Annotated in this window: 21 protein-coding genes and 1 tRNA gene; 8 read left to right on the top strand and 14 right to left on the bottom strand. The window is 42.4% G+C overall.

All coding sequences use genetic code 11. The features are described from left to right. Positions 1-6: 6 nt before the first annotated feature. Positions 7-82, bottom strand: a tRNA-Val gene (locus tag G3M65_RS08170). A 17-nt stretch (positions 83-99) separates the two neighbouring features. On the opposite strand from G3M65_RS08170, the gene gmk reads away from it, so the two are divergent. Genes gmk through amrB form a run of 4 tightly spaced genes read left to right on the top strand, consistent with a single transcriptional unit; the run spans position 100 to position 3,309 of the window. Then, positions 100-744: a guanylate kinase gene (gmk, locus tag G3M65_RS08165; protein WP_173834085.1), complete on the top strand. Its 645-nt coding sequence runs from the start codon at positions 100-102 to the stop codon at positions 742-744. Between the two features lie 20 nt (positions 745-764). Beyond that, a complete protein-coding gene (gene asd, locus G3M65_RS08160; RefSeq protein ID WP_173834084.1) occupies positions 765-1,781 on the top strand; it encodes an aspartate-semialdehyde dehydrogenase in 1,017 nt (338 codons plus the stop codon). Between the two features lie 2 nt (positions 1,782-1,783). After that, a complete protein-coding gene (locus G3M65_RS08155; RefSeq protein ID WP_173834083.1) occupies positions 1,784-2,200 on the top strand; it encodes a M67 family metallopeptidase in 417 nt (138 codons plus the stop codon). Then, positions 2,197-3,309: an AmmeMemoRadiSam system protein B gene (gene amrB, locus G3M65_RS08150; protein WP_173834082.1), complete on the top strand. Its 1,113-nt coding sequence runs from the start codon at positions 2,197-2,199 to the stop codon at positions 3,307-3,309. Before G3M65_RS08155 ends, amrB begins: the two co-directional genes overlap by 4 nt. Here the strand turns inward: amrB and G3M65_RS08145 are convergent. Beyond that, positions 3,306-3,593: a DUF503 domain-containing protein gene (locus G3M65_RS08145; protein WP_173834081.1), complete on the bottom strand. Its 288-nt coding sequence runs from the start codon at positions 3,591-3,593 to the stop codon at positions 3,306-3,308. The genes amrB and G3M65_RS08145 overlap by 4 nt on opposite strands. A gap of 36 nt (positions 3,594-3,629) precedes the next feature. Here G3M65_RS08145 and G3M65_RS08140 point away from each other — a divergent pair, with 36 nt between their 5' ends. Both G3M65_RS08140 and G3M65_RS08135 read left to right on the top strand, forming a co-directional pair. Further along, the gene (locus tag G3M65_RS08140; protein WP_173834080.1) at positions 3,630-4,076 is read left to right on the top strand and encodes a hypothetical protein; all 447 of its coding nucleotides are present in this window, start codon (positions 3,630-3,632) and stop codon (positions 4,074-4,076) included. Next, entirely contained in the window at positions 4,073-4,813 is a 741-nt protein-coding gene (locus G3M65_RS08135; protein WP_173834079.1) for a tRNA (adenine-N1)-methyltransferase, read from the top strand. The genes G3M65_RS08140 and G3M65_RS08135 overlap by 4 nt, the downstream gene beginning before the upstream one ends. Here G3M65_RS08135 and rsmG read toward each other — a convergent pair. Genes rsmG through G3M65_RS08080 form a run of 11 tightly spaced genes read right to left on the bottom strand, consistent with a single transcriptional unit; the run spans position 4,783 to position 16,399 of the window. Continuing rightward, positions 4,783-5,301 carry a 16S rRNA (guanine(527)-N(7))-methyltransferase RsmG gene (gene rsmG / locus G3M65_RS08130; protein ID WP_254426330.1) on the bottom strand — a complete coding sequence of 173 codons (519 nt, stop codon included), beginning with the start codon at positions 5,299-5,301 and terminating at the stop codon, positions 4,783-4,785. The two genes, G3M65_RS08135 and rsmG, sit on opposite strands and share 31 nt — an antisense overlap. A gap of 59 nt (positions 5,302-5,360) precedes the next feature. Continuing rightward, the gene (locus G3M65_RS08125; RefSeq protein WP_173834078.1) at positions 5,361-5,948 is read right to left on the bottom strand and encodes an SCO family protein; all 588 of its coding nucleotides are present in this window, start codon (positions 5,946-5,948) and stop codon (positions 5,361-5,363) included. Beyond that, positions 5,945-7,258 carry a sensor histidine kinase gene (locus G3M65_RS08120; protein ID WP_173834077.1) on the bottom strand — a complete coding sequence of 438 codons (1,314 nt, stop codon included), beginning with the start codon at positions 7,256-7,258 and terminating at the stop codon, positions 5,945-5,947. Before G3M65_RS08120 ends, G3M65_RS08125 begins: the two co-directional genes overlap by 4 nt. Then, a complete protein-coding gene (locus tag G3M65_RS08115) occupies positions 7,242-7,922 on the bottom strand; it encodes a response regulator transcription factor (RefSeq protein WP_173834076.1) in 681 nt (226 codons plus the stop codon). Before G3M65_RS08115 ends, G3M65_RS08120 begins: the two co-directional genes overlap by 17 nt. Then, positions 7,919-9,322, bottom strand: a complete 1,404-nt coding sequence (locus tag G3M65_RS08110) for a hypothetical protein (protein ID WP_173834075.1) — start codon at positions 9,320-9,322, stop codon at positions 7,919-7,921. Before G3M65_RS08110 ends, G3M65_RS08115 begins: the two co-directional genes overlap by 4 nt. Next, the gene (locus G3M65_RS08105; RefSeq protein WP_173834074.1) at positions 9,319-9,891 is read right to left on the bottom strand and encodes an ADP-ribosylation factor-like protein; all 573 of its coding nucleotides are present in this window, start codon (positions 9,889-9,891) and stop codon (positions 9,319-9,321) included. Before G3M65_RS08105 ends, G3M65_RS08110 begins: the two co-directional genes overlap by 4 nt. After that, positions 9,875-11,014, bottom strand: a complete 1,140-nt coding sequence (locus G3M65_RS08100) for a lipopolysaccharide assembly protein LapA domain-containing protein (protein WP_173834073.1) — start codon at positions 11,012-11,014, stop codon at positions 9,875-9,877. Before G3M65_RS08100 ends, G3M65_RS08105 begins: the two co-directional genes overlap by 17 nt. After that, on the bottom strand, positions 11,011-11,352 hold the full coding sequence (gene rsfS, locus G3M65_RS08095) for a ribosome silencing factor (protein WP_173834072.1): 342 nt from the start codon (positions 11,350-11,352) through the stop codon (positions 11,011-11,013). Before rsfS ends, G3M65_RS08100 begins: the two co-directional genes overlap by 4 nt. After that, the gene (locus tag G3M65_RS08090) at positions 11,339-12,232 is read right to left on the bottom strand and encodes an outer membrane protein assembly factor BamD (RefSeq protein WP_173834071.1); all 894 of its coding nucleotides are present in this window, start codon (positions 12,230-12,232) and stop codon (positions 11,339-11,341) included. Before G3M65_RS08090 ends, rsfS begins: the two co-directional genes overlap by 14 nt. Continuing rightward, a complete protein-coding gene (locus G3M65_RS08085) occupies positions 12,225-13,583 on the bottom strand; it encodes an Rne/Rng family ribonuclease (protein ID WP_173834070.1) in 1,359 nt (452 codons plus the stop codon). Before G3M65_RS08085 ends, G3M65_RS08090 begins: the two co-directional genes overlap by 8 nt. Positions 13,584-13,591: 8 nt before the next feature. After that, the gene (locus tag G3M65_RS08080) at positions 13,592-16,399 is read right to left on the bottom strand and encodes an AAA family ATPase (protein WP_173834069.1); all 2,808 of its coding nucleotides are present in this window, start codon (positions 16,397-16,399) and stop codon (positions 13,592-13,594) included. 18 nt (positions 16,400-16,417) lie between these two features. Between G3M65_RS08080 and G3M65_RS08075 the strand changes: the two genes are divergently transcribed. Both G3M65_RS08075 and pgsA read left to right on the top strand, forming a co-directional pair. Further along, complete coding sequence (locus G3M65_RS08075) at positions 16,418-17,053, top strand: lipoyl protein ligase domain-containing protein (RefSeq protein ID WP_173834068.1); 636 nt, start codon at positions 16,418-16,420, stop codon at positions 17,051-17,053. A gap of 4 nt (positions 17,054-17,057) precedes the next feature. Continuing rightward, entirely contained in the window at positions 17,058-17,558 is a 501-nt protein-coding gene (gene pgsA, locus G3M65_RS08070; protein WP_173834067.1) for a CDP-diacylglycerol--glycerol-3-phosphate 3-phosphatidyltransferase, read from the top strand. On the opposite strand, the gene G3M65_RS08065 is transcribed toward pgsA, so the two are convergent. Continuing rightward, a complete protein-coding gene (locus G3M65_RS08065; protein WP_173834066.1) occupies positions 17,555-17,980 on the bottom strand; it encodes a CBS domain-containing protein in 426 nt (141 codons plus the stop codon). The two genes, pgsA and G3M65_RS08065, sit on opposite strands and share 4 nt — an antisense overlap. Positions 17,981-18,042: the final 62 nt, after the last annotated feature.

Genomic DNA, 18,042 nt, shown 5'->3' with positions numbered 1-18,042 from the left:
ATACCATGGTAGGCGCGGGCGGATTTGAACCGCCGACCTCTGGCGTGTCGGGCCAGCGCTCTGCCAGCTGAGCTACGCGCCTTGGGTTATAATTATAACATGCTCTTTGTCCTTTCTGCACCTTCTGGAGCAGGCAAGACTACAGTGGCGGATAGACTTCTCAAAACTTGCCCAAGAGTGAGAAGGATCATAACAGCAACCACAAGACCAAAAAGAGAAGGGGAAGAACACGGTGTGGATTATATATTCATGGACAAGACGGAGTTTGAAAGAAGAACAGAAGAAGGCTATTTTCTTGAATACGCCAACGTCTATGGGAACTACTACGGAACTCCCAAGGACCAGGTCCTTAAGAACGAGCAAGAAGGTGTGGACTCCCTTCTTGTTATAGATGTGCAAGGTGCAAGCAAGATAAGAGAGGTCTATCCAGAGAGCGTGCTCATCTTTCTTATGCCACCAAGTCTTGAAGAGTTAAAGAGAAGGCTCCTAAGCAGGGGCTATGGCAGGGAGAATTTAGAACAAAGACTTCAGAAAGCTGAGGAGGAGATAGCTTGTGCGAGGCATTTTGATTATATAGTGGTAAACGAATTCATCGACAAAACAGTTGAAGCCATCCACACAATAATAGTCGCCCATAGGTATAGAAGGGAGGTTTTTCTAAAGAGGATGAACATAGGCGACACTACCTTGGTCCGCATAATCATGGAAGGGTCTTGTAAAATGTTTAAGGTTAGCACTTTCTAACTGGGATATAATTTATACTCATGGGTTACAAGGTAGCGGTAGTTGGTGCAACAGGCGAAGTTGGAAGGGCGTTCCTCCGAGTTTTGGAAGAGAGAAACTTTCCCGTGGATGAGCTACTTCTTTTCGCCTCTGAAAGGTCCGAAGGGCTTGAGCTTACCTTTAGGGGCGAAAGGCTAAAAGTTCAGGCACTCAATAAAATTGCTGACTTTAAAGGTATAGACATAGCACTCTTTTCCGCAGGCTCTTCTATAAGCAAGGAATACGCCCCAAAGTTTGCTTCCGACGGTGCTGTTGTTATAGATAACTCCTCCGCATGGAGGCTTGAACCCGATGTGCCCCTCGTGGTGCCAGAGGTAAACCCAGAAGATGTCAAAGACCACAAGGGTATAATAGCCAACCCTAACTGCTCTACCATACAGATGCTTGTAGCACTAAAGCCCATATACGATGCGGTTGGGATAGAAGCGATTGTTGTTTCCACCTACCAGTCTGTCTCTGGAGCAGGTGCAAAAGCTATAATGGAGCTTCAAGAACAAACAAGGGCATGGTGCGAAGGAAAAGAAATACCACCAGCAAAGGCACTACCAAAAAGAATAGCCTTCAACGTAGTGCCACAGATAGACATTTTTACAGAAAACGGATACACGAAGGAAGAGCTAAAGATGCTCAACGAGACCAGAAAGATACTCCACGACCCCAATATAAGGGTCTCCGCAACCTGCGTAAGAGTGCCAGTCCTCTACGGACATTCAGAGGCTGTAAGCGTAAAACTCAAATCTGAACTATCCCCAGAATCCGCAAGGGAAATCCTAAGGAAAGCCAAAGGTGTTGTGGTGGTTGATAGTCCTACGGAGGGTCAATATCCCCTCGCGGTAGATGTGGCAGGGAAAGACGATGTTTTTGTAGGAAGGATAAGGAAAGACCTGGTCTTTGAGCCAGGGCTTTCCATGTGGGTAGTGGCGGACAACATACGCAAAGGTGCGGCTACCAACGCAGTGCAGATAGCAGAACTTTTAACACAATATGCCATGGTGTAAAAATGCTCAGGATCAAGGGATCTGCTCTTCAAAAGACCATAGCACAGGCAGAGAGGGATTATCCCTACGAGACCTGTGGTCTTCTTTTAGGAAAAGTGGAAGGGAATGTAAGGACTGTTTTCGGAGCTTACGAGACACCTAACGCAAACCCTAATAGAAAGAACGACCGCTACGAGATAGCACCGGAAGACTACCTAAAGGCTGAGAAAAAGGCAAAAGAGTTTGGACTTGAGATAGTAGGCGTATACCATTCCCACCCCGACCATCCAGATAGACCTTCTCAATTTGATGAGGAGAGGGCTTTTGAAGGCTTTTCTTATCTAATACTTTCTGTAAGCAAAGGCAAGGTGGTCTCCTACAGAAGCTGGGAGCTTGTTGACCAAAAGTTTAGAGAGGAAGAGATTTTAATATTTGGATGAAGCCAAAAATAAGACCCCTTGAAGTAATTCCTCAAGGCAAGTCCTTCTGGCTCAAAGACCCAATGGGAATATCCGATGGTCTTTTGGTGTCTTACCATGCTCTCCTCCTTCTATCCCTTATGGACGGAACGAGAGAGTTTGAGGAGCTAAGGGCTGAATTTTTTAAAAGGACTGGCATAATCCTTAGAGAGCAAGAACTCAGGGAGTTTATTGAGCTTCTTGAAAAATCCCTTCTGTTAGAGGGAGAGAATTTCCAAAAGACTCTCAATTCCATGCGTCAAGAAATGCTCTGCAAAGGCATAAGACCCATGTCCCATGTGGGTGAGGTATACCCTGAGGATGCGGAAAGTTGCAAAGCCTTTCTCATGGGAGAGGAAAAAGAAAAGAGGGACCTGTTAGGGCTTATGGTTCCTCATATGGACTTAAGAGTTGCAAGAAAAACGTACTGGGAAGGTTATGGAAGGCTCAAGGCGGACAAAAGGCTTGTGGTAATATTAGGCGTTTCCCACTATTGGCATGAGATGCCCTTTTCTGTCTTACCTCTCCATATGGAAACACCCTTTGGCATACTTGAAACAAGAAAAGACCTGCTTGAGAAACTGCAATCCTTCTACAGCTTTGACATAACTCACGACCTTTTTTCCTATAGACAAGAACATTCCATAGAGTTTGTCTCAATTTATGCAAAAATGCTCCTTCCAGAGTCAAAGGCGTTAGCCCTTATAGTTTCCTATGGAGATAAAGACTTCCTAAAAACCCTTGCGGAAAACCTTTTAAAGGTAATAGACAAAGAACTTCATCACACCCTTATAATTTCAAGCGTTGACCTAAGCCATGTGGGGAAAAAGTTCGGAGATATGCAAAGTTATGACCCTTCCTTTAGAGACAGGAAATACCTTGAACTTTTACAAAATCTCAAAGGAGATGATGCTTTTGAACTGCTCCAAGAGACTAAAAACTCCACACGCATAGACGGTCAGTATACAAACCTTGTATTTTCCCATATGTTAAAGAAGGCAGGGCTTGAGAAGGGTGAGCTTTTTGATTACAGCTTCTACTACGAAAATCCCACAGACTCTATAGTTTCCTACGCAAGCATAGGCTTTTAGAGGAATAGGTATTCGCTCTTAAGCTCAAGTATAAACTCTGGGTAGTGCCTTTCAAGTAGCTTTTTCACACCGCTTAGGGTGTTTTCCGCTATTGACTTTTCATGAGAAACACATGCAAAGGCAAGGCTTGACCTCTGCCACAGGTCATGGTAGTCTACCTCAGAGACAGAAACATTAAAGGAAGACCTCACCTTGTCCTTAATAGACCTTAGGTAGTGCCTTTTCTCCTTAAGGGACCCGTTCTCGGGAAAGAAAAGCTCTACTCTTAGTAAACCCAATACCATGCGAAGGCTAATTGCTAATATTATAATAACTCTACTGTGTTCTGGCTACTGCTTTTTTCTATCTTTTTACATGCATACGCTCAAGACTGCTCGCTCCTTAGGGTAAGATTCCTCGCCCTAAGGGAGGATATGATATACGAAGACTTGATGCGAGAAGCGGAGATATTTATAAACATAGCATGTGAAAAGGGGGATAAAAAAGCAGGGAGGTCCGCGGACAACATATTGCAGGCTCTTGAAAACATAAAGTTTCCAGAAAGCTTTGGAAAGGACAGAGTAGTTGCCAGCAAAAGACTAAGAAGGGCTTCCCTTCTTCTAAACGAAACCGCAAAATACTCAAAGAAGTATCCTCAGATATACACATACCAGCTTCTTTTTTACCAAGTTGCAAGAGAAAACTACAGGGTTGGAGACTACGAATATGCTCTAAAATACTCTATTGCATCCTATAATCTTGGAAGGGCTATACTGGAGCTAAGATGAACTTTAGGGAAGGAGATTATATATTGTTAGTCTGCGAAGATAGAAGGTATCTCAAGGCACTAACCAAGGACTTTAGCCTAAACTACAAGGAAAGGGTAATAAGGTTTGAAGACATAGTGGGAAGAGAGCCTGGGTGTTTTATTAACGGCTTTTATGTCCTTAATCCCACCCTCGAAGAAATGATCTTGCTCGGCTTTCAGAGAAAAACTCAGATAGTATACCCAAAGGACAGCTTTTATATAGCTTTTAAACTTGGACTTTCAAAGGACAAAAGACTTCTTGAGTTTGGTGTAGGAAGTGGTGCATCCACTGCGGTTTTTTCTCAGTTGGTAGGTGAGGTCTGGGCTTATGAAGTAAGGGAAGAGTTTTATAAGCTTGCAAAAAAGAATTGGGAAAAGTTCGGTCTTTGCAAGAATGTGAAGCTTGAAAACCTTGACTTTATGTCTGCAGATGTTGAGGAAAACTTCTTTGATGCGGTCTTTGTGGATGTGAAGGAACCAACCTTATATATACAAAAGGTTTGGAAAGTCCTGAGGTTTGGTGCACCCTTTGCCACTATCCTTCCTACAACAAACCAAGTAAGCAACCTCCTTAAGTCAATGGAAAACCTATTTTGCAATGTGGAAGTTTTGGAGATACTTCACAGACCCTACAAGCCTAACCCAGACCGCCTTAGACCTCAGGACACTATGACCGCCCATACAGGCTATCTGGTTTTTGCGAGAAAAAGGATGTAGCTCTTAATGTCTGTAAGCTCTATCCTGCAGTGGTCGTATCCTTCAAGAGGTTCCGCTCCCCTCATAATCACTATGTATCTATTGGATAGCCTTTGGAGCAGAGGTAGTATCTTTTCAGTTTTTCCAAGGGCTCTGCTAACCACAAGGTCAAAGTTCTCTTGAACCTTCTGGGCCTCCTTACATAATACTTTGTATTCAATTCCGAGTTTTGTCTTGAGATACTCTAAAAAGGAACATTTCTTTGCCACAGCCTCAATCAAAGTTAGGTTTATACTGTCCCCGTAGTATATCTTAAGAGGCACTCCCGGAAAACCAGCTCCACTCCCCACATCACACACAGAAAGACCATCTATCTGTATAGCTTTTTCTCTTAAACACAAGCTAACGGTCAGCGAATCCACAAAATGTCTTAGGACTATTTCTTTTTCGTCCTCTATAGCGGTAAGGTTATGGACCCTGTTCCATCTTTTTAGCTCCTGTAGATAAATCTCAAATTTTTCTACTTGTTCCTTGGAGAGTTCAAAACCGTTCCTGTAAAAGAGTTCTACTATGAGTTCTCCAGCAGGAATTTTATATCCTCCGCCATCTTTTTTGGCTCTTGCTTTGCAGGTGTATAAAGTAGCTTAATTTTCATGTCAGGTGTGACCAAGTATATGGTTGCAGTGTGGTCTATAAGGTATCCACCAGCAGATTCACCCTCTACCTTCTTGTAATAGGCTTTGTATTCCTTTGCGGTCTTTTCTATTTCCTTTTCATTCCCAGTCAGTCCTATGAAGGTGGGATTGAAATAAGGAACGTAACCCTTTAACACTTCAGATGTATCCCTTTCTGGGTCCACGCTTATGAAAAGCACCTGGACTCTTTTTGCCTCCTCGGGGGTGAGATTTTTCATAACTTTTGCCATGGTTTCAAGTGCCATAGGGCAGACATCAGGGCAGTGGGTGTATCCGAAGAAGAGTAGCACTATCTTTTTCTGGTTTGTAAAATCAGAGAGCTTTACCCTTTTTCCCTCATGGTCTGTAAGCTCAAAGTTGTATGCAGGTTGGTCGTATAGGTGTCCGTAAAATTCATGCTGTCTCTTGCAAGATGTGGCAAACAAAAGCAGTAGAACTATAAGAGTTGTTAATTTTCTCATAATTTAAAATTATAGCACAGGCTCACTCTTGTGCCAACCCCCTTTTGGCTTTCTACTTTCATACTCATACCGCTTCTTTGGGCTATGAGTTTAACTATGGAAAGTCCAAGACCTGAACCTTCTTTGTCTGTGGCCTCCCTATAAAAGAGCTCTCCAGCTTTTTCTGGATGCTCCATGCCTATACCCCTGTCTTCAACCGCCACACAGCCATCCCTAAAATAGAGCCTTATTTCTTGACCTTCTTCTGTGTATTTATATGCGTTTTCTATTAGGTTTCTAAGAGCCATCTTGAAGTATTCCTTGTCCATATATAGCACCACATCCTCATCAAGATACTCTACGATAAACCGTCTGCTTGATCTTATAAACTCGTATTCCTCTTCAAGCTCTGCAAAGACCTGGTTTAGACTAACCTCTTCCACCTTTAGAGGAACTTGAGACTCAAGCCTCATTATCGTAGTTAACTGGTTTATAAGCTTTCCCATCTTTTCCGCCTGAAGCTGTATGCTACGATACACCTCCTTTAGCTCCTCTTCTGTATACTTGTTCCTCTGCAGAAGCTCCGCCTGCCCCTTTATGTAGGTAAGGGGGGTCTTTAGTGAGTGAGCTACGTTTCTTATAAATTCCCTCTGCCATAGAATTATACTTTTGAGCCTTTCTACCATGCTTGCATAGGCTTCTTCAAGAAGACCAAACTCATCCTTGCTATCGCTTTTTCTTATTTCCACATCAAGCTCTCCCCTTGACAGGCGTCTTGAGACTTCTGTAAGATATGCTAAGGGCTTTAACAGTAGGTTTATAAAGTAAAAGGCAAGAAGAGAGGCGGGTAATGAAACAGCAACTAAGACCAAGGCGGTGAAGAATATTATCTGTCTTTCCACATCTCTTATGCTATCCAGTTTTCCAAGGAGTATAAGGTGGTAATCTCCTACTCTTTTTACCATAAAAGCGTAGTCATTACCTATTCCTTTTTGCACTTTTATCATGTTTTGTATATCTTGAACTTTCACTTCTGGCATTTCTCCATCAAGAAAGCTCTCCCTTTTTACCACTTTGCCCTTTTCATCCACAAGGATACTGGCTATTTCCCTTGAAACCACATCTTCTGCCAGCAACTTTGCATAATAGTTTGGATTTTTGTAATAGTTTTTATAAAAATCCAGAAGAGGATTTACCTGATACTCCATATAATGAAGCGTATACTTATAAAGGGTTGACCTTATGACCATTAGACTAAAAAAGGACAACAAGGCTACACTGCCTAAGTATAGGCTAAGAAAAAGTAGTATAGCCTTAACCCTTACTGACATCCTCTTGCGCCATCATATAGCCATAGCCCCTAACCGTCCTTATTAGCCTGTGGTCCTTATCCTCCAACTTTGTCCTTATGTTTTTTATATACACGTCCACCACGTTTGAGCCCTCTCCATAAGAGTAGCCCCAGACCTTCAAGTATATCTCCTCTCTGCTTACTGCGGTGTTTACCCTTTCCGCAAGGAACCTTAGAAGTTTGAACTCCCTTTGGGTCATTGGTATCTTTTTGCCCCTGTAGTATACCTCAAAGGACTTTAATCTAAGCTCCAACTCGCCCACCCTCAGAGTGTCAGGTCCCTCCTTTTTATATCTTCTAAGGACAGCACCAATTCTTGCCAGAAGCTCTTTAAAGGAAAAGGGTTTTGTTATGTAGTCGTCCGCTCCCGCAGAAAGCCCCTCCACCTTATCCTCGATCTGTCCCTTAGCGGTCAGCATAATTATGGGTATGTCCTTAACCTCCCTTATCCTTTTACAGACCTTTATCCCATCCATTTTAGGAAGCATAATATCAAGAAGCACAAGGTCATAGTCTTCTTCCAATATGCGGTTTACTGCGGAATAGCCGTCTCTTACCCAATCAATCTCATACCCTTCATGGCTCAGTCCATCCAGAAGAAGTCTACCAAGATGCTGGTCATCTTCAACAAGCAAAACCCTCATGCCTCAGGAAGCATTAGATACTCTTCTACCTTGAGAATTTTTAATATATCCCTATAGGGTTGTAAGGCTATTTCTAACTCTCTTTCTAATCTTTCATTACCGAGCACGCTGTAGCTGAGGTCAAGGAGAAATTGAAGAAAGCTAAACACTCCTTCCTCACCTCTGGGCATTCTTCTATAAACTATTACTCCCTCATGGTACTTCAAAACATCTGAAGATGCAAGCTGAGCCAGTATTATATGGTTTAGATGTCCTGCATGTTTGAGGAGTATACTGTATATGGCATTAAGTAAGAATTGATGTATAACATCTCTTATGTTTTCCATCGGTTGGTATAGGACTATATCCATCCACGCTATTTCTTCAACCGGCAGGCTTTTAACCAGTTTTAAGCCCTCTTTACTATCTTCTACGACACCAAGAAGTAGCCCTTCCTTGTATATTATGTAAGTTTTTGAGCCTTCTGAGTATGTGGTTATCATGCCTGTTCTTCCTTCCGTGCCCATGCCTATGAGTATCTTACCCAATTCCAGAAAGGACCCAGGTAAGCCGCTTACTACCTTTTCTTCAGAATGTTTTAACATAAGCAGGTCAATGGCATCCCCACCTATATCTATTACATTTAACACAGAATTTTTCTTTGGCGTGAGGAAAAAGTCAAAGATTTCCGAATTATATGGGTAGATTGCGGATAACCTACCCTTTTTGTAATAGAGTTCAAACTCAAAATCACCACCCATTATCTGAATAATTCCACTAAACTTGCTAAAATGAAAACTTTCTAAAAGTGTTATAAGGTTAACTCTATCAGCTTCAACTCCCTTCATAAGGTATTCTAACTTTATCTCCTCTTTCAGAAATTCGGGATTATAAAACTGATTTATATCCAAATAGCCACTGGAAAAAAGGGATTTTAACCTTCTTATTTCTTCAACAAGACTATTCTTTGAGCTGACAAGTATCTGATATACACTTTTGCTGTCATAAAAGCTGGCTTCTTCAAAATTTTTTATAACTTTGACCACAGCCATGGGGGTTATAACCCTTTCCATTAAAGATTTCAATTCACTATGAACCAGCTGAAGCTGAAGCACAAGCTCTTCTACTGATATGGGGTCTTCAAGTTCAAGGATTTTTTCCCTCTTTCCTTCTTTGAAGGTAAAAAAGGCTTCTGGGTTTTCCATAAGTTCGGAAAGATGGTATAAAAGCATGGACCTCTTGTTTTCAGTGTTTATCTCATCACTATCACCGAGCTTAAAGCCCTTTATTAGTCCCCTTTCAGTATACAAGGATACTACCTTTACACCAAGAAAAAGGTCAAGAGTGCCCACTCTGTTAAAAAGACAACCGTTTAGAAGGTCTACCAGGTCTTGCTTTGAACTTAAATATCCAGAAATCATAATAACATCCTTTCTACCTTTGATATGAGATAGTCTTCAAGAACCTTAAAGGTCTCTAACACCCCTTCGCCCCTTATGGCACTTGCACAAACAGAAGGGTAGTTTTCGAGATTTATAACCTTTTCCATCTCCCTGTAGTCCATTGCGTTTGGTAGGTCAAGCTTGTTATACTGCATTACCACTGGAACACTTGATGGGTCTTTACCAATGCGAAGCAGATCTGCCTTCAGAAGACTGTAAAAGTTTATGTTTTCCTTTAGCCTTTCCTTTTGTGAGTCCACAACAAACACCACTCCATCAACACCCCTGAGAACAGTAAGCCTTATATCTTTATATATGTCTTGACCAGGCACTGTGTATAGTGCGAAGGAAAGGGTAAGCTCTCCAACCTTTACCTTCTTTGTGGCAAAGTCAAAGACAAGGGTTTTCTCTTCTTGGGTGTCTATCTTCATTAGACTAAGACCTTCCATTTCTGAGAGCTTTTCAAGGTTTGTTGTTTTGCCAGATTGACCTATACCGTAATAAACCACCTTTAGCCTTATGATCTTTCTTTCAAGGTCTACCAACATCTATTTCCCTCCTGAGCTTAATTTCTCCCCACCTTATGCACTCTATGCATAAGGGCTTGTATGTATTATAAGCCTTTCCGCAGGAACAGACAAAGGGTTTGAGGAGCTCCTTTATTCCAAGCAGGCAGTACCTGTCCTGTTCTCTGTGGGATTGGGAGCTGTAAAGAAGAGCTTTAAAGGGGGTTGTGAGCTTTTCCTCCAAGACCTTTGCCTTACTGAGTAGATTGAGGCGAAGGTATACCATACAAAGGACATCGGGGTCTGTGGATTCCGCCCTTGCTTCTATGGCGTCAAGCAGTTTCGTAAGAGCCTTTTCATCTTCCAGAAGGTTCCAAAGCACTTCTTCCTGATATCCCACAGATACAGCCTTTTCCCAAACTTTTCTGGCATCTTTTATCCTATCTTGAGAAAGAAGGTGTTTTATGTAAACTGAGTAAACAAAAGGCGACGGGTTTAAGTCAAAGGCTTTTTCTATAAGCCTTTCCTCTCCCTTTTTAAGGTAGACCATGGCCATTATCTCCGCCTTAATGCCCTTTTGCTTTTCCCTCTCCCACTTCTCGCATAGCTGAAGGGCTTTTTCTTGATACCCCAAGGACATTTCCCAGTCATCTAAGAGGGCATATACATCTCTTAGCCCTTTAATCGCCCTAAGGTTTTCCCCATCTTGTAAGAGTGCATGATTGAACTTCCCCTCCGCTTCCTGCAGGTTTCCTTCCTTTAGCATGATCTCACCCACAATGGCTGAGGCTGTGCTGTTGAAATTCTTAAGCTCCTCAAGTCTTCCTTGTCTGTGGACTACCTCTGCAACAAGCGACCTTGCTGGCTCAACAAACCTTCCTACAGAAAGAAGCAGTCGCTCCGCCCTGCCCAGATATCCCCTTGAAAGTTCTCTGAGACCCTCCTCCAGTCCATGAAGTCTTCTCTTTAGCATTGTCTCTTTCAAAAGAAGGTAGATAGAGGGAAGTAAAAAACCAAGGGCAAAACTGAAAAGCAGAAGCACAAACAAAGGTATGTTGTAGGTTATATAGAAAAAACGGACTTCCACATATCCAGAGTTCTGAGCTATAAAAAGGAGGAAAGCTGTAAGAAAGGCTATAAGAAGGAGGAGTTTTATTACGCTCATAAACTTACCCTCTCCGCATTAGAGTAGAGCCATTCAAGGTCATAGTATTCTCTCCATTCCTTCTGGAATATATGAACTATTATATCAATAAGGTCAACAAGTATCCAGTTAGCTTCTTCAACTCCTTCCACATGGTCTGGCTTTATACCTACCTTTTCAAGCTCTTCATTTAGGTGTTTCAGGAGTGCTCTTGCATGCACCACAGAGTTAGCGGTGGCTATTACAAAGTAATCCGCTATGTTCGTTTGTTTCGAAACATCCAATACTACCACATCCTCCGCCTTTTTTTCCTCTAATAGATTCTTAATAGTCTTTAAAAGTTCCCTACTGTCCTGCATACCTTTTTAGTTCTCTATAATAGACGTTCTCTCCATATACCTGTGCGTATGTTTCAAGCAGTTTTAAGCCTTCCTGTCTACTCATCTCTGCAAGGTTTTTCCACCTTTCTATTTCTCTATTCAAGAAGTCAATTCTGTTTTGGATAGCCCTTCTATCCTCTTCAGACTTGGCAGTCCTTAGTTCCTTCTCCGCAGATTCTATCCATTTTTTATATTTTGCCTCCTGTCTCTTTGCTTGATCTTTCACACGCAGTAAGGACTTTATATACCTGTATAGGACCTCCGCTTCTGAAACTTGCTCAGGGTAGTTTACAAGAAGATTTCTGTATCTTAAAGAGGCGGAGTAGTAGTAACCAAAGTCTTCATAAAACCTGCCTATTAGGTATTCGTGTCTTGCTATTTTTGTTTGAGCATTGTCTATAAGCTCCATGACCCTATCTGTGTACGGGCTGTTTGGATACTTGCTGAGAAACTCTTTTGCTTTGTCTATGGCTTTTAGTGTGTAGCTTTGGTCTCTATAGGCGTCTGGTGCCACCTTCATGTAGCTGTCTACCACCATGAAGTAAACCTTTTCCGCCTCGGGGCTTTCTGGATAGTAAAAGAGATAGTCCTCAAGGTAAACTATGGCATTTATGTAATCCTTTCTCAAATAGTAGCTTTCACCTATGGTATATTTGGCGGACTTTATCTGTTCTGGAGTTAGGTTTTCTAAGTATTTCAGAGCCTCTGAGAGCTTGCTTATGGATTCTTTGTAGTCTTTTCTTGCGTAGGCGGACATGCCCTGAGAGTAGTTTTCTGTTGCAAGCCTCGCCCTTTTTTCTTCTGTCATCTTGGCACAACCCACTAAGAATATGAGTAAAAGCACTAAGAGTCTACGCATGGCTTAAGCTGTAGCTGTTTATGTTAATATCCTCGCTTATGCTCAGTTGCACGTTTGTGAACCCTCTTGCTCGCAATCTTTTGTTCACGCTTTCGTATCTAAGGGGGTGCACTTGTAGTTCAACGGAGCTTTGATGGTATAGGGGAATATCCTTATCAAGTTCAAGGAAGAAAAGAGAGGAGCTCTTTATATGACCCTTACCAGAGCATATGGGGCATGGTTCCGATAGCATTTTGGTTACGCTTCTGCCAGTTTTCCTCCTTGACATCTCTAAAATACCCAGCTTAGTAAAACCGTAGATGTTAACCCCACAGGCTTCTTCACCAAAGGCTGACAGCATGCTGTTTATTATAAGGTTTCTGTTCTCCTGCTTTTTCATATCTATAAAGTCTACAAGAATTATACCACCTATGTCTCTTAGTATTATCTGTCTGACTATTTCCTTTACAGCCTCAAGGTTTGTCTTTAGCGCATTTTCCTCATGGCATGACCCTAAAGGGTCTCCGCTGTTTACATCTATTATGGTGAAGGCTTCTGTTTCCTCTATAACTATGTAGCCACCGCTTTTTAGCCATAATACCTTGTTAAAAACGCCTTTAAGGACTTCGTAAAGTTTGTATCTATGCACATAACTGGAGGGGTCTTTTAGGTAGAGGTTCTTTCTAAGAAGGCTCGGCTCAAACTCTTCAAGGAAAGAGGCTATGTTGTTCCATACTACAGTGTTGTCAGATACCACCTCTTCTATCTCTTGCCAATAGTCTCTTATGAGCCTTATGTAGCTTGGGTATTCTTCAAGGATAATTTGAGGTTTCTTGAGGGCTTTTGCCTTCCTTTGAACCCATTGCCATTGATCTCTGAGCTTATGTAGTTCATTCCTTATAGCCTCTGGGTCTGCATGAACTGCGGAACTCCTAATTATTACACCCTCTTCCCCTATATCCCCCTCTAAGAGTTTGCATAGGCTTTCCCTCTTTTCCACGTGCACTTTGCTGGAACATCTTATATCCTTTCCCTTAGGAAAGTATACGAGATATTTGCCCACAAACTTTATGCTGGTGGTGAGCTTTGCTCCTTTTTCACCCTCTGGTTCCCTTAATACCTGCACTATCACACTGTCTCCCACTTTATAACTCTCACCCTTTAGAGGCAAAAAGGCATCTCTACCGATACCTATGTCTACAAACACACCGTCCATACCCTTTGCAAGCCTTTTGACCCTACCCTTGAATATGCTATCTAATAGCCTTTGCCCTCCCATTGGTTCAGCGCTTATCCTGTAAGTGGTTTCACCGTCTATGAGAAAGGATAGTATCAACTCATCTGAAGACAAAACTATCAGCCTCTTTGCCATTAACTCTATTATAACCTTTCCACGATGCTCTTTATTATCTCCTTCTCAAGAGGAGACCCCACCTTCGGTAGTATGGTTTCTAACACCAAACTTTTCACACTGGGATACTTGTCAAGCCTTCTGGCACATCTTATGGTATCCCTTATAGAGAAGACGAAATCTACAGGCTCTTCAGATTGCTGAGTCTGGTATGCTCTATAAGCCTTTCTTATGGCGTTAGCTATTTTGAGAAGCTCAAAGACCTTCCATACGCTTTTTTCAAGTCTTTCTTGACCTTCAAGAGGTTCGGTCTTCAGACCGTTTACAACCGAATGCCAGAGGTAGATAAACTCTTCAAGGGTAAGGAACGAGAGCTCTCGCACATGGTCTTTGAGTATTATTGCCTCGTCGGGGTGGTATATACCCTTCTCATCTTCAAAGGGCGGGTAGTCTACAAAGATAATATCCGCCCTTGACTTTATGTCTTGTGGAAGCTCTGAAACTCCCAGATAATTCTGAGGGTTCATACCACCTATGAGCACCACCTCCCTATGTGCCTTTATGACCTCACCTGTGGGCAGTGTAAGGTATCTTCTGTAGTCAAAGAGGGGGTTAAAAAGCTTTACCATTCCAGCAGGCAAGGTGTTTATCTCGTCAAAGTATATGACCGCACCTGGGGTCTGAAGTGCCTTTACAAGGTCCGAGTATGTCCTCTTTGTCCCCCTCCTTGGGTCAAACTCGTATACAAAGGTAATGTCTTCCTTTTCCATTTTGGAGTTGCAGGGTATGATATACAGGGGTCTGTTGGTGAGAGCGGAAAAAACCTCTACAAGGAAGTTCTTTCCTACACCTGCATCTCCTTCAAGTATAAGAATACCCTCAGAATACATGAGCTGTTCCTTTACCAAGGATGCAAACCTCTCTAAATTTCTTACAAACCATGGAGTCTCCTCGTAGGAAACAAAGAGGGGAAGTCTTGAAGGTTCAGAGGAAAACAGACCGTTTAGGTGTCTGAGATATCTCCTAACCCACAAGGGCAATGTCTTTAACTCCTCCTGGGGGATAAGGTTTGGATATCTTTTAGGTTCAACCAGCACGCCGTCTTCTCTTTCAAAGGCTATTCTAGCAAATATCTTGTCCTGCAAGGGCAGTCTTTCTTCAACCCTTATTCTCCACTTTAACCTCCTTCTCTCACCAGAAAACTTTGGAAAGTCTTCGGACCCAAAGATTACCCTTGAGTCTTCAAACCTTATCCTATATCTGCTGAGCCTGTCTTGAAGTAGCTTTTCATGAAAAACCTTAAGAAGTTGAGCCTGTGCCTGCTGGCTTAGGTGACTGGGTAGTTTGTTTATAAACTCTCTTGCCCTTTTTACCTCCTCAAGGGCTTCAAAGTCTCTTAGGTCACTACTCTCAACTTCACTGACCGCATTTCTTACCCTTTCTAAATGTTCCTGTAGAGCTTTCTGAAAATAGGTTTCAAGGCTTTCTTTAAGAGCCTTTAGTCTCTCCACCCTCTCACCTTCTTCCACTTTTATCCTTGACTCTAAGTCTCTAAGGTCTCCCGCATCCGCCTTGCCTTCTTTTATCCTGTCCTCTAAACTTTTCACAAAGGTGTTAAACTTTGCTTCCTCTATAAGGGTTTGTGCTTCAAATATTACCTCTCTGAGTCTTCTTATTGGTGAATCCATGGAGAGGAGCCTTCTGTATTCTTCAAATTCTTGAGGGTCTGAAAGAGTGCTTACCCTTTTGAGCTTGTTTTTCAGAGCTTTCAGCTCCTCCTCCGCCCTTTTTATAATCTGGGACTGTCTATCTTTGTTGTATATAAAGTCTGTAAGGTTGGTGGTTATAGCTCTAAGGCTATAAAGTCTCTTGTCATCTTCCTCTCTATAGGTGCAGGTGTATATGCTTCCATCTGGAGAGACCCTTACCACAGAATAACCAAAGCCCTCAAAACCATGGAGAAACTCAAGATTAGGAAGATAAACAAGCCCCATTCTGTTTTCTTCCGCATCCGCAAGGAAGATAAACTCACCATCTGGCGACAGGTCTATCTGAGAGATGTTTATGGGTGTTGTAGTGCTATGAAGGGGTCCTTCAAGTTGTGGATCGTAGACATAGATGTTGTTTCCCTCTGCAAGGATCAGCTTGTCCCTTAGGGGAAGAACCGCCCTACCCGAGGCATGGTCAAGCCTTCTGAGTAGCTTTCCACTAAGGTCATAGAGAGCTACGCCTCTTGTGCCAGACAAAAGGAGCTTACCAGTTCCTATAAACTTCAAAGACCTTAGCTCTCCTATCTGGGCTTCTGAGTAGGAGAAGGTGCTTCTAAAGTCCAAGCCCTCTGACCCGAAGCCCCCAGAGATATCTATCACATAAACCCTCTCTCCCACAACGCCGTAGGCAAGAAGATTTCCCTGAAGGTCAAGCCCCACAGATGCCCTTATACCTTCTTGTGTTGTCCTAAAGCTCTTCCATGTTTGGGGGTTTTTAATATCTTCAAGAAGATAAACAACCAAATAGGGTGGCGTTATAAGGGCGAGATACCTTCCTCTAAATAGGATATCCGTAATCACCTGTGCGGGTGGTCTTGAGGGTAGTCTATGAATTTTGCCCCTCCAATCGTAGAGCTGTAAAAGCCCGTGCCTTCTGCCCACAAGAAGCCAATACCCGTCCTCGGATACATCCATGGTATCCACCCAAAACTCCTCTATGCGTGCATCTGGGTCTTTTTCAAGGAAATCCTCGGGCTTTAGCGTAAGCTCACCCTTAGGGGTGGTAAGTCTGAAGATCTTTTCCTCTTCCTTCTCTCTTCTACCCAACAGCCTTTGAACAAAACGCATAACTTTAAAATATTAACCATGAACGAAGTAAAAACCTATGATTTATCTTATGTTGAAGCCTTCAGCGGTGTAGAAAACATGCAAAAGGATTGGGAAAACCTTCTCCTCGTGGAAAAGACAGGAAAACCTCTTTTTAGACTTTACCGATGGCAAGAACCGACCATAAGCATAGGATACTCACAAAAAGAACCTGACATACTTCTCCCAGTTGTAAAGAGACCTACAGGTGGAGGTGCTCTCCTTCATGGTTGGGATTTGTCCTTTTCATACGCAGGACTTAGAAAGGATTGGGGCTGGAGCTTTGCAAAGGTCTATAAAAACTTCATGGGTCTTATCTTAGAAAGTCTTAAGGAGTTAAACGCTGAATTTGAAATGAGCAGATACAGGGGAGGCTATGAGGACTTTTTCTGCTACTTTTATCCAACCCTTGGGGAGATAACCTACAGAGGCAAGAAAATACTCGCCTGTGCCATGAGAGTCCTAAAGGATGCTTTTCTTATACACGGAAGCCTCTTTATTGAATTTGACTATCAAGAGTTTGAAAAACTTACGGGTATTCCCACAGGCACTATAAAAGAGAGGATAATAACCTTCAAGGAGTTAAATATACCATCCTATGCTCTGGTTTACCTTATGAAAGATGTTGTAAAATAGAGACATGCCAATCGCTATAACGCTTTTTAGATTTTTTCTCCTTTTTCCAACGCTTTACTTTCTACAAGAGGAGCAAAAAAACCTTGCAGGAGCTCTTGTTATAGTTGCTGGGGTTTCTGACTGGTTGGACGGAGGAATAGCAAGAAAAACCAATCAGGTGAGCAAACTGGGAGTTCTCCTTGACCCGCTTGTAGATAAGATATTCGTCCTTGGTGTGCTTTCGTATTTTCTATACGCCAATGAAGTTGGACTTTTACCCTTTGTGCTGATTCTTATAAGAGAGCTTTCTGTGTCCTTTTTGAGGAGCGTTTCTGTAGAAAAGGGTTATGCCATGCCCGCATCCTATCTTGGAAAGGCAAAGGCTTTTTTTGAGTTTATAACCCTTATAGCCCTGTGTTTTGAGCTGGCTTACATTAGCGTGCTTTTGTGGATTTCCGTGCTATTAGCGTACCTCTCCATGTACGACTATGCGATCAAATATGCTGTTTTTGAGAGAAAGGTCTAAAGGTTTGGGCTTTCCTTGGCTATTATGTCTGCGACAGCTGCGAGTTCCTTACCAAGCAGGAAAAGCACATCATCCAATGAAAAGAAGCCTGTCAGTTTTCCTTCAGAGTCCACCACTGGATACCTCCTTACGCCTTCATCCTTCATAAACCTAAGAGCTTCAAAAAGACCCATATTTTCGTCTAAAACAGAAAGCCCTCTCGTCATAACTTTCTCAAGGAGCGTATTTTTTACATCAAGTTCATTATAGACAACTCTTACGACCACATCCCTGTCCGTTATTATGCCGATGGGTTTGTTCTCATCATCCACTATAACCACACTTCCTACGTTTTTTTCCTTCATAAGCCTGACCGCATCATAAACTGTATTATCAGGCTTAAGTGTAATAACCTCTTTTCTTGCAAAGTTTTTTACGCTCATTGCTCCACCTCCTTGTTTTTAAGTTATGTATTTTTTCTATAGATGCAAGTCTTTCACCTTCT

Origin of the sequence: Hydrogenobacter sp. T-8 (assembly GCF_011006175.1) — a bacterium.
Taxonomy (GTDB): Bacteria; Aquificota; Aquificia; order Aquificales; family Aquificaceae; genus Pampinifervens; species Pampinifervens florentissimum.
The sequence above is the reverse complement of the archived record's forward strand: the minus strand, read 5'-3'. Positions and strand labels throughout refer to the sequence as shown.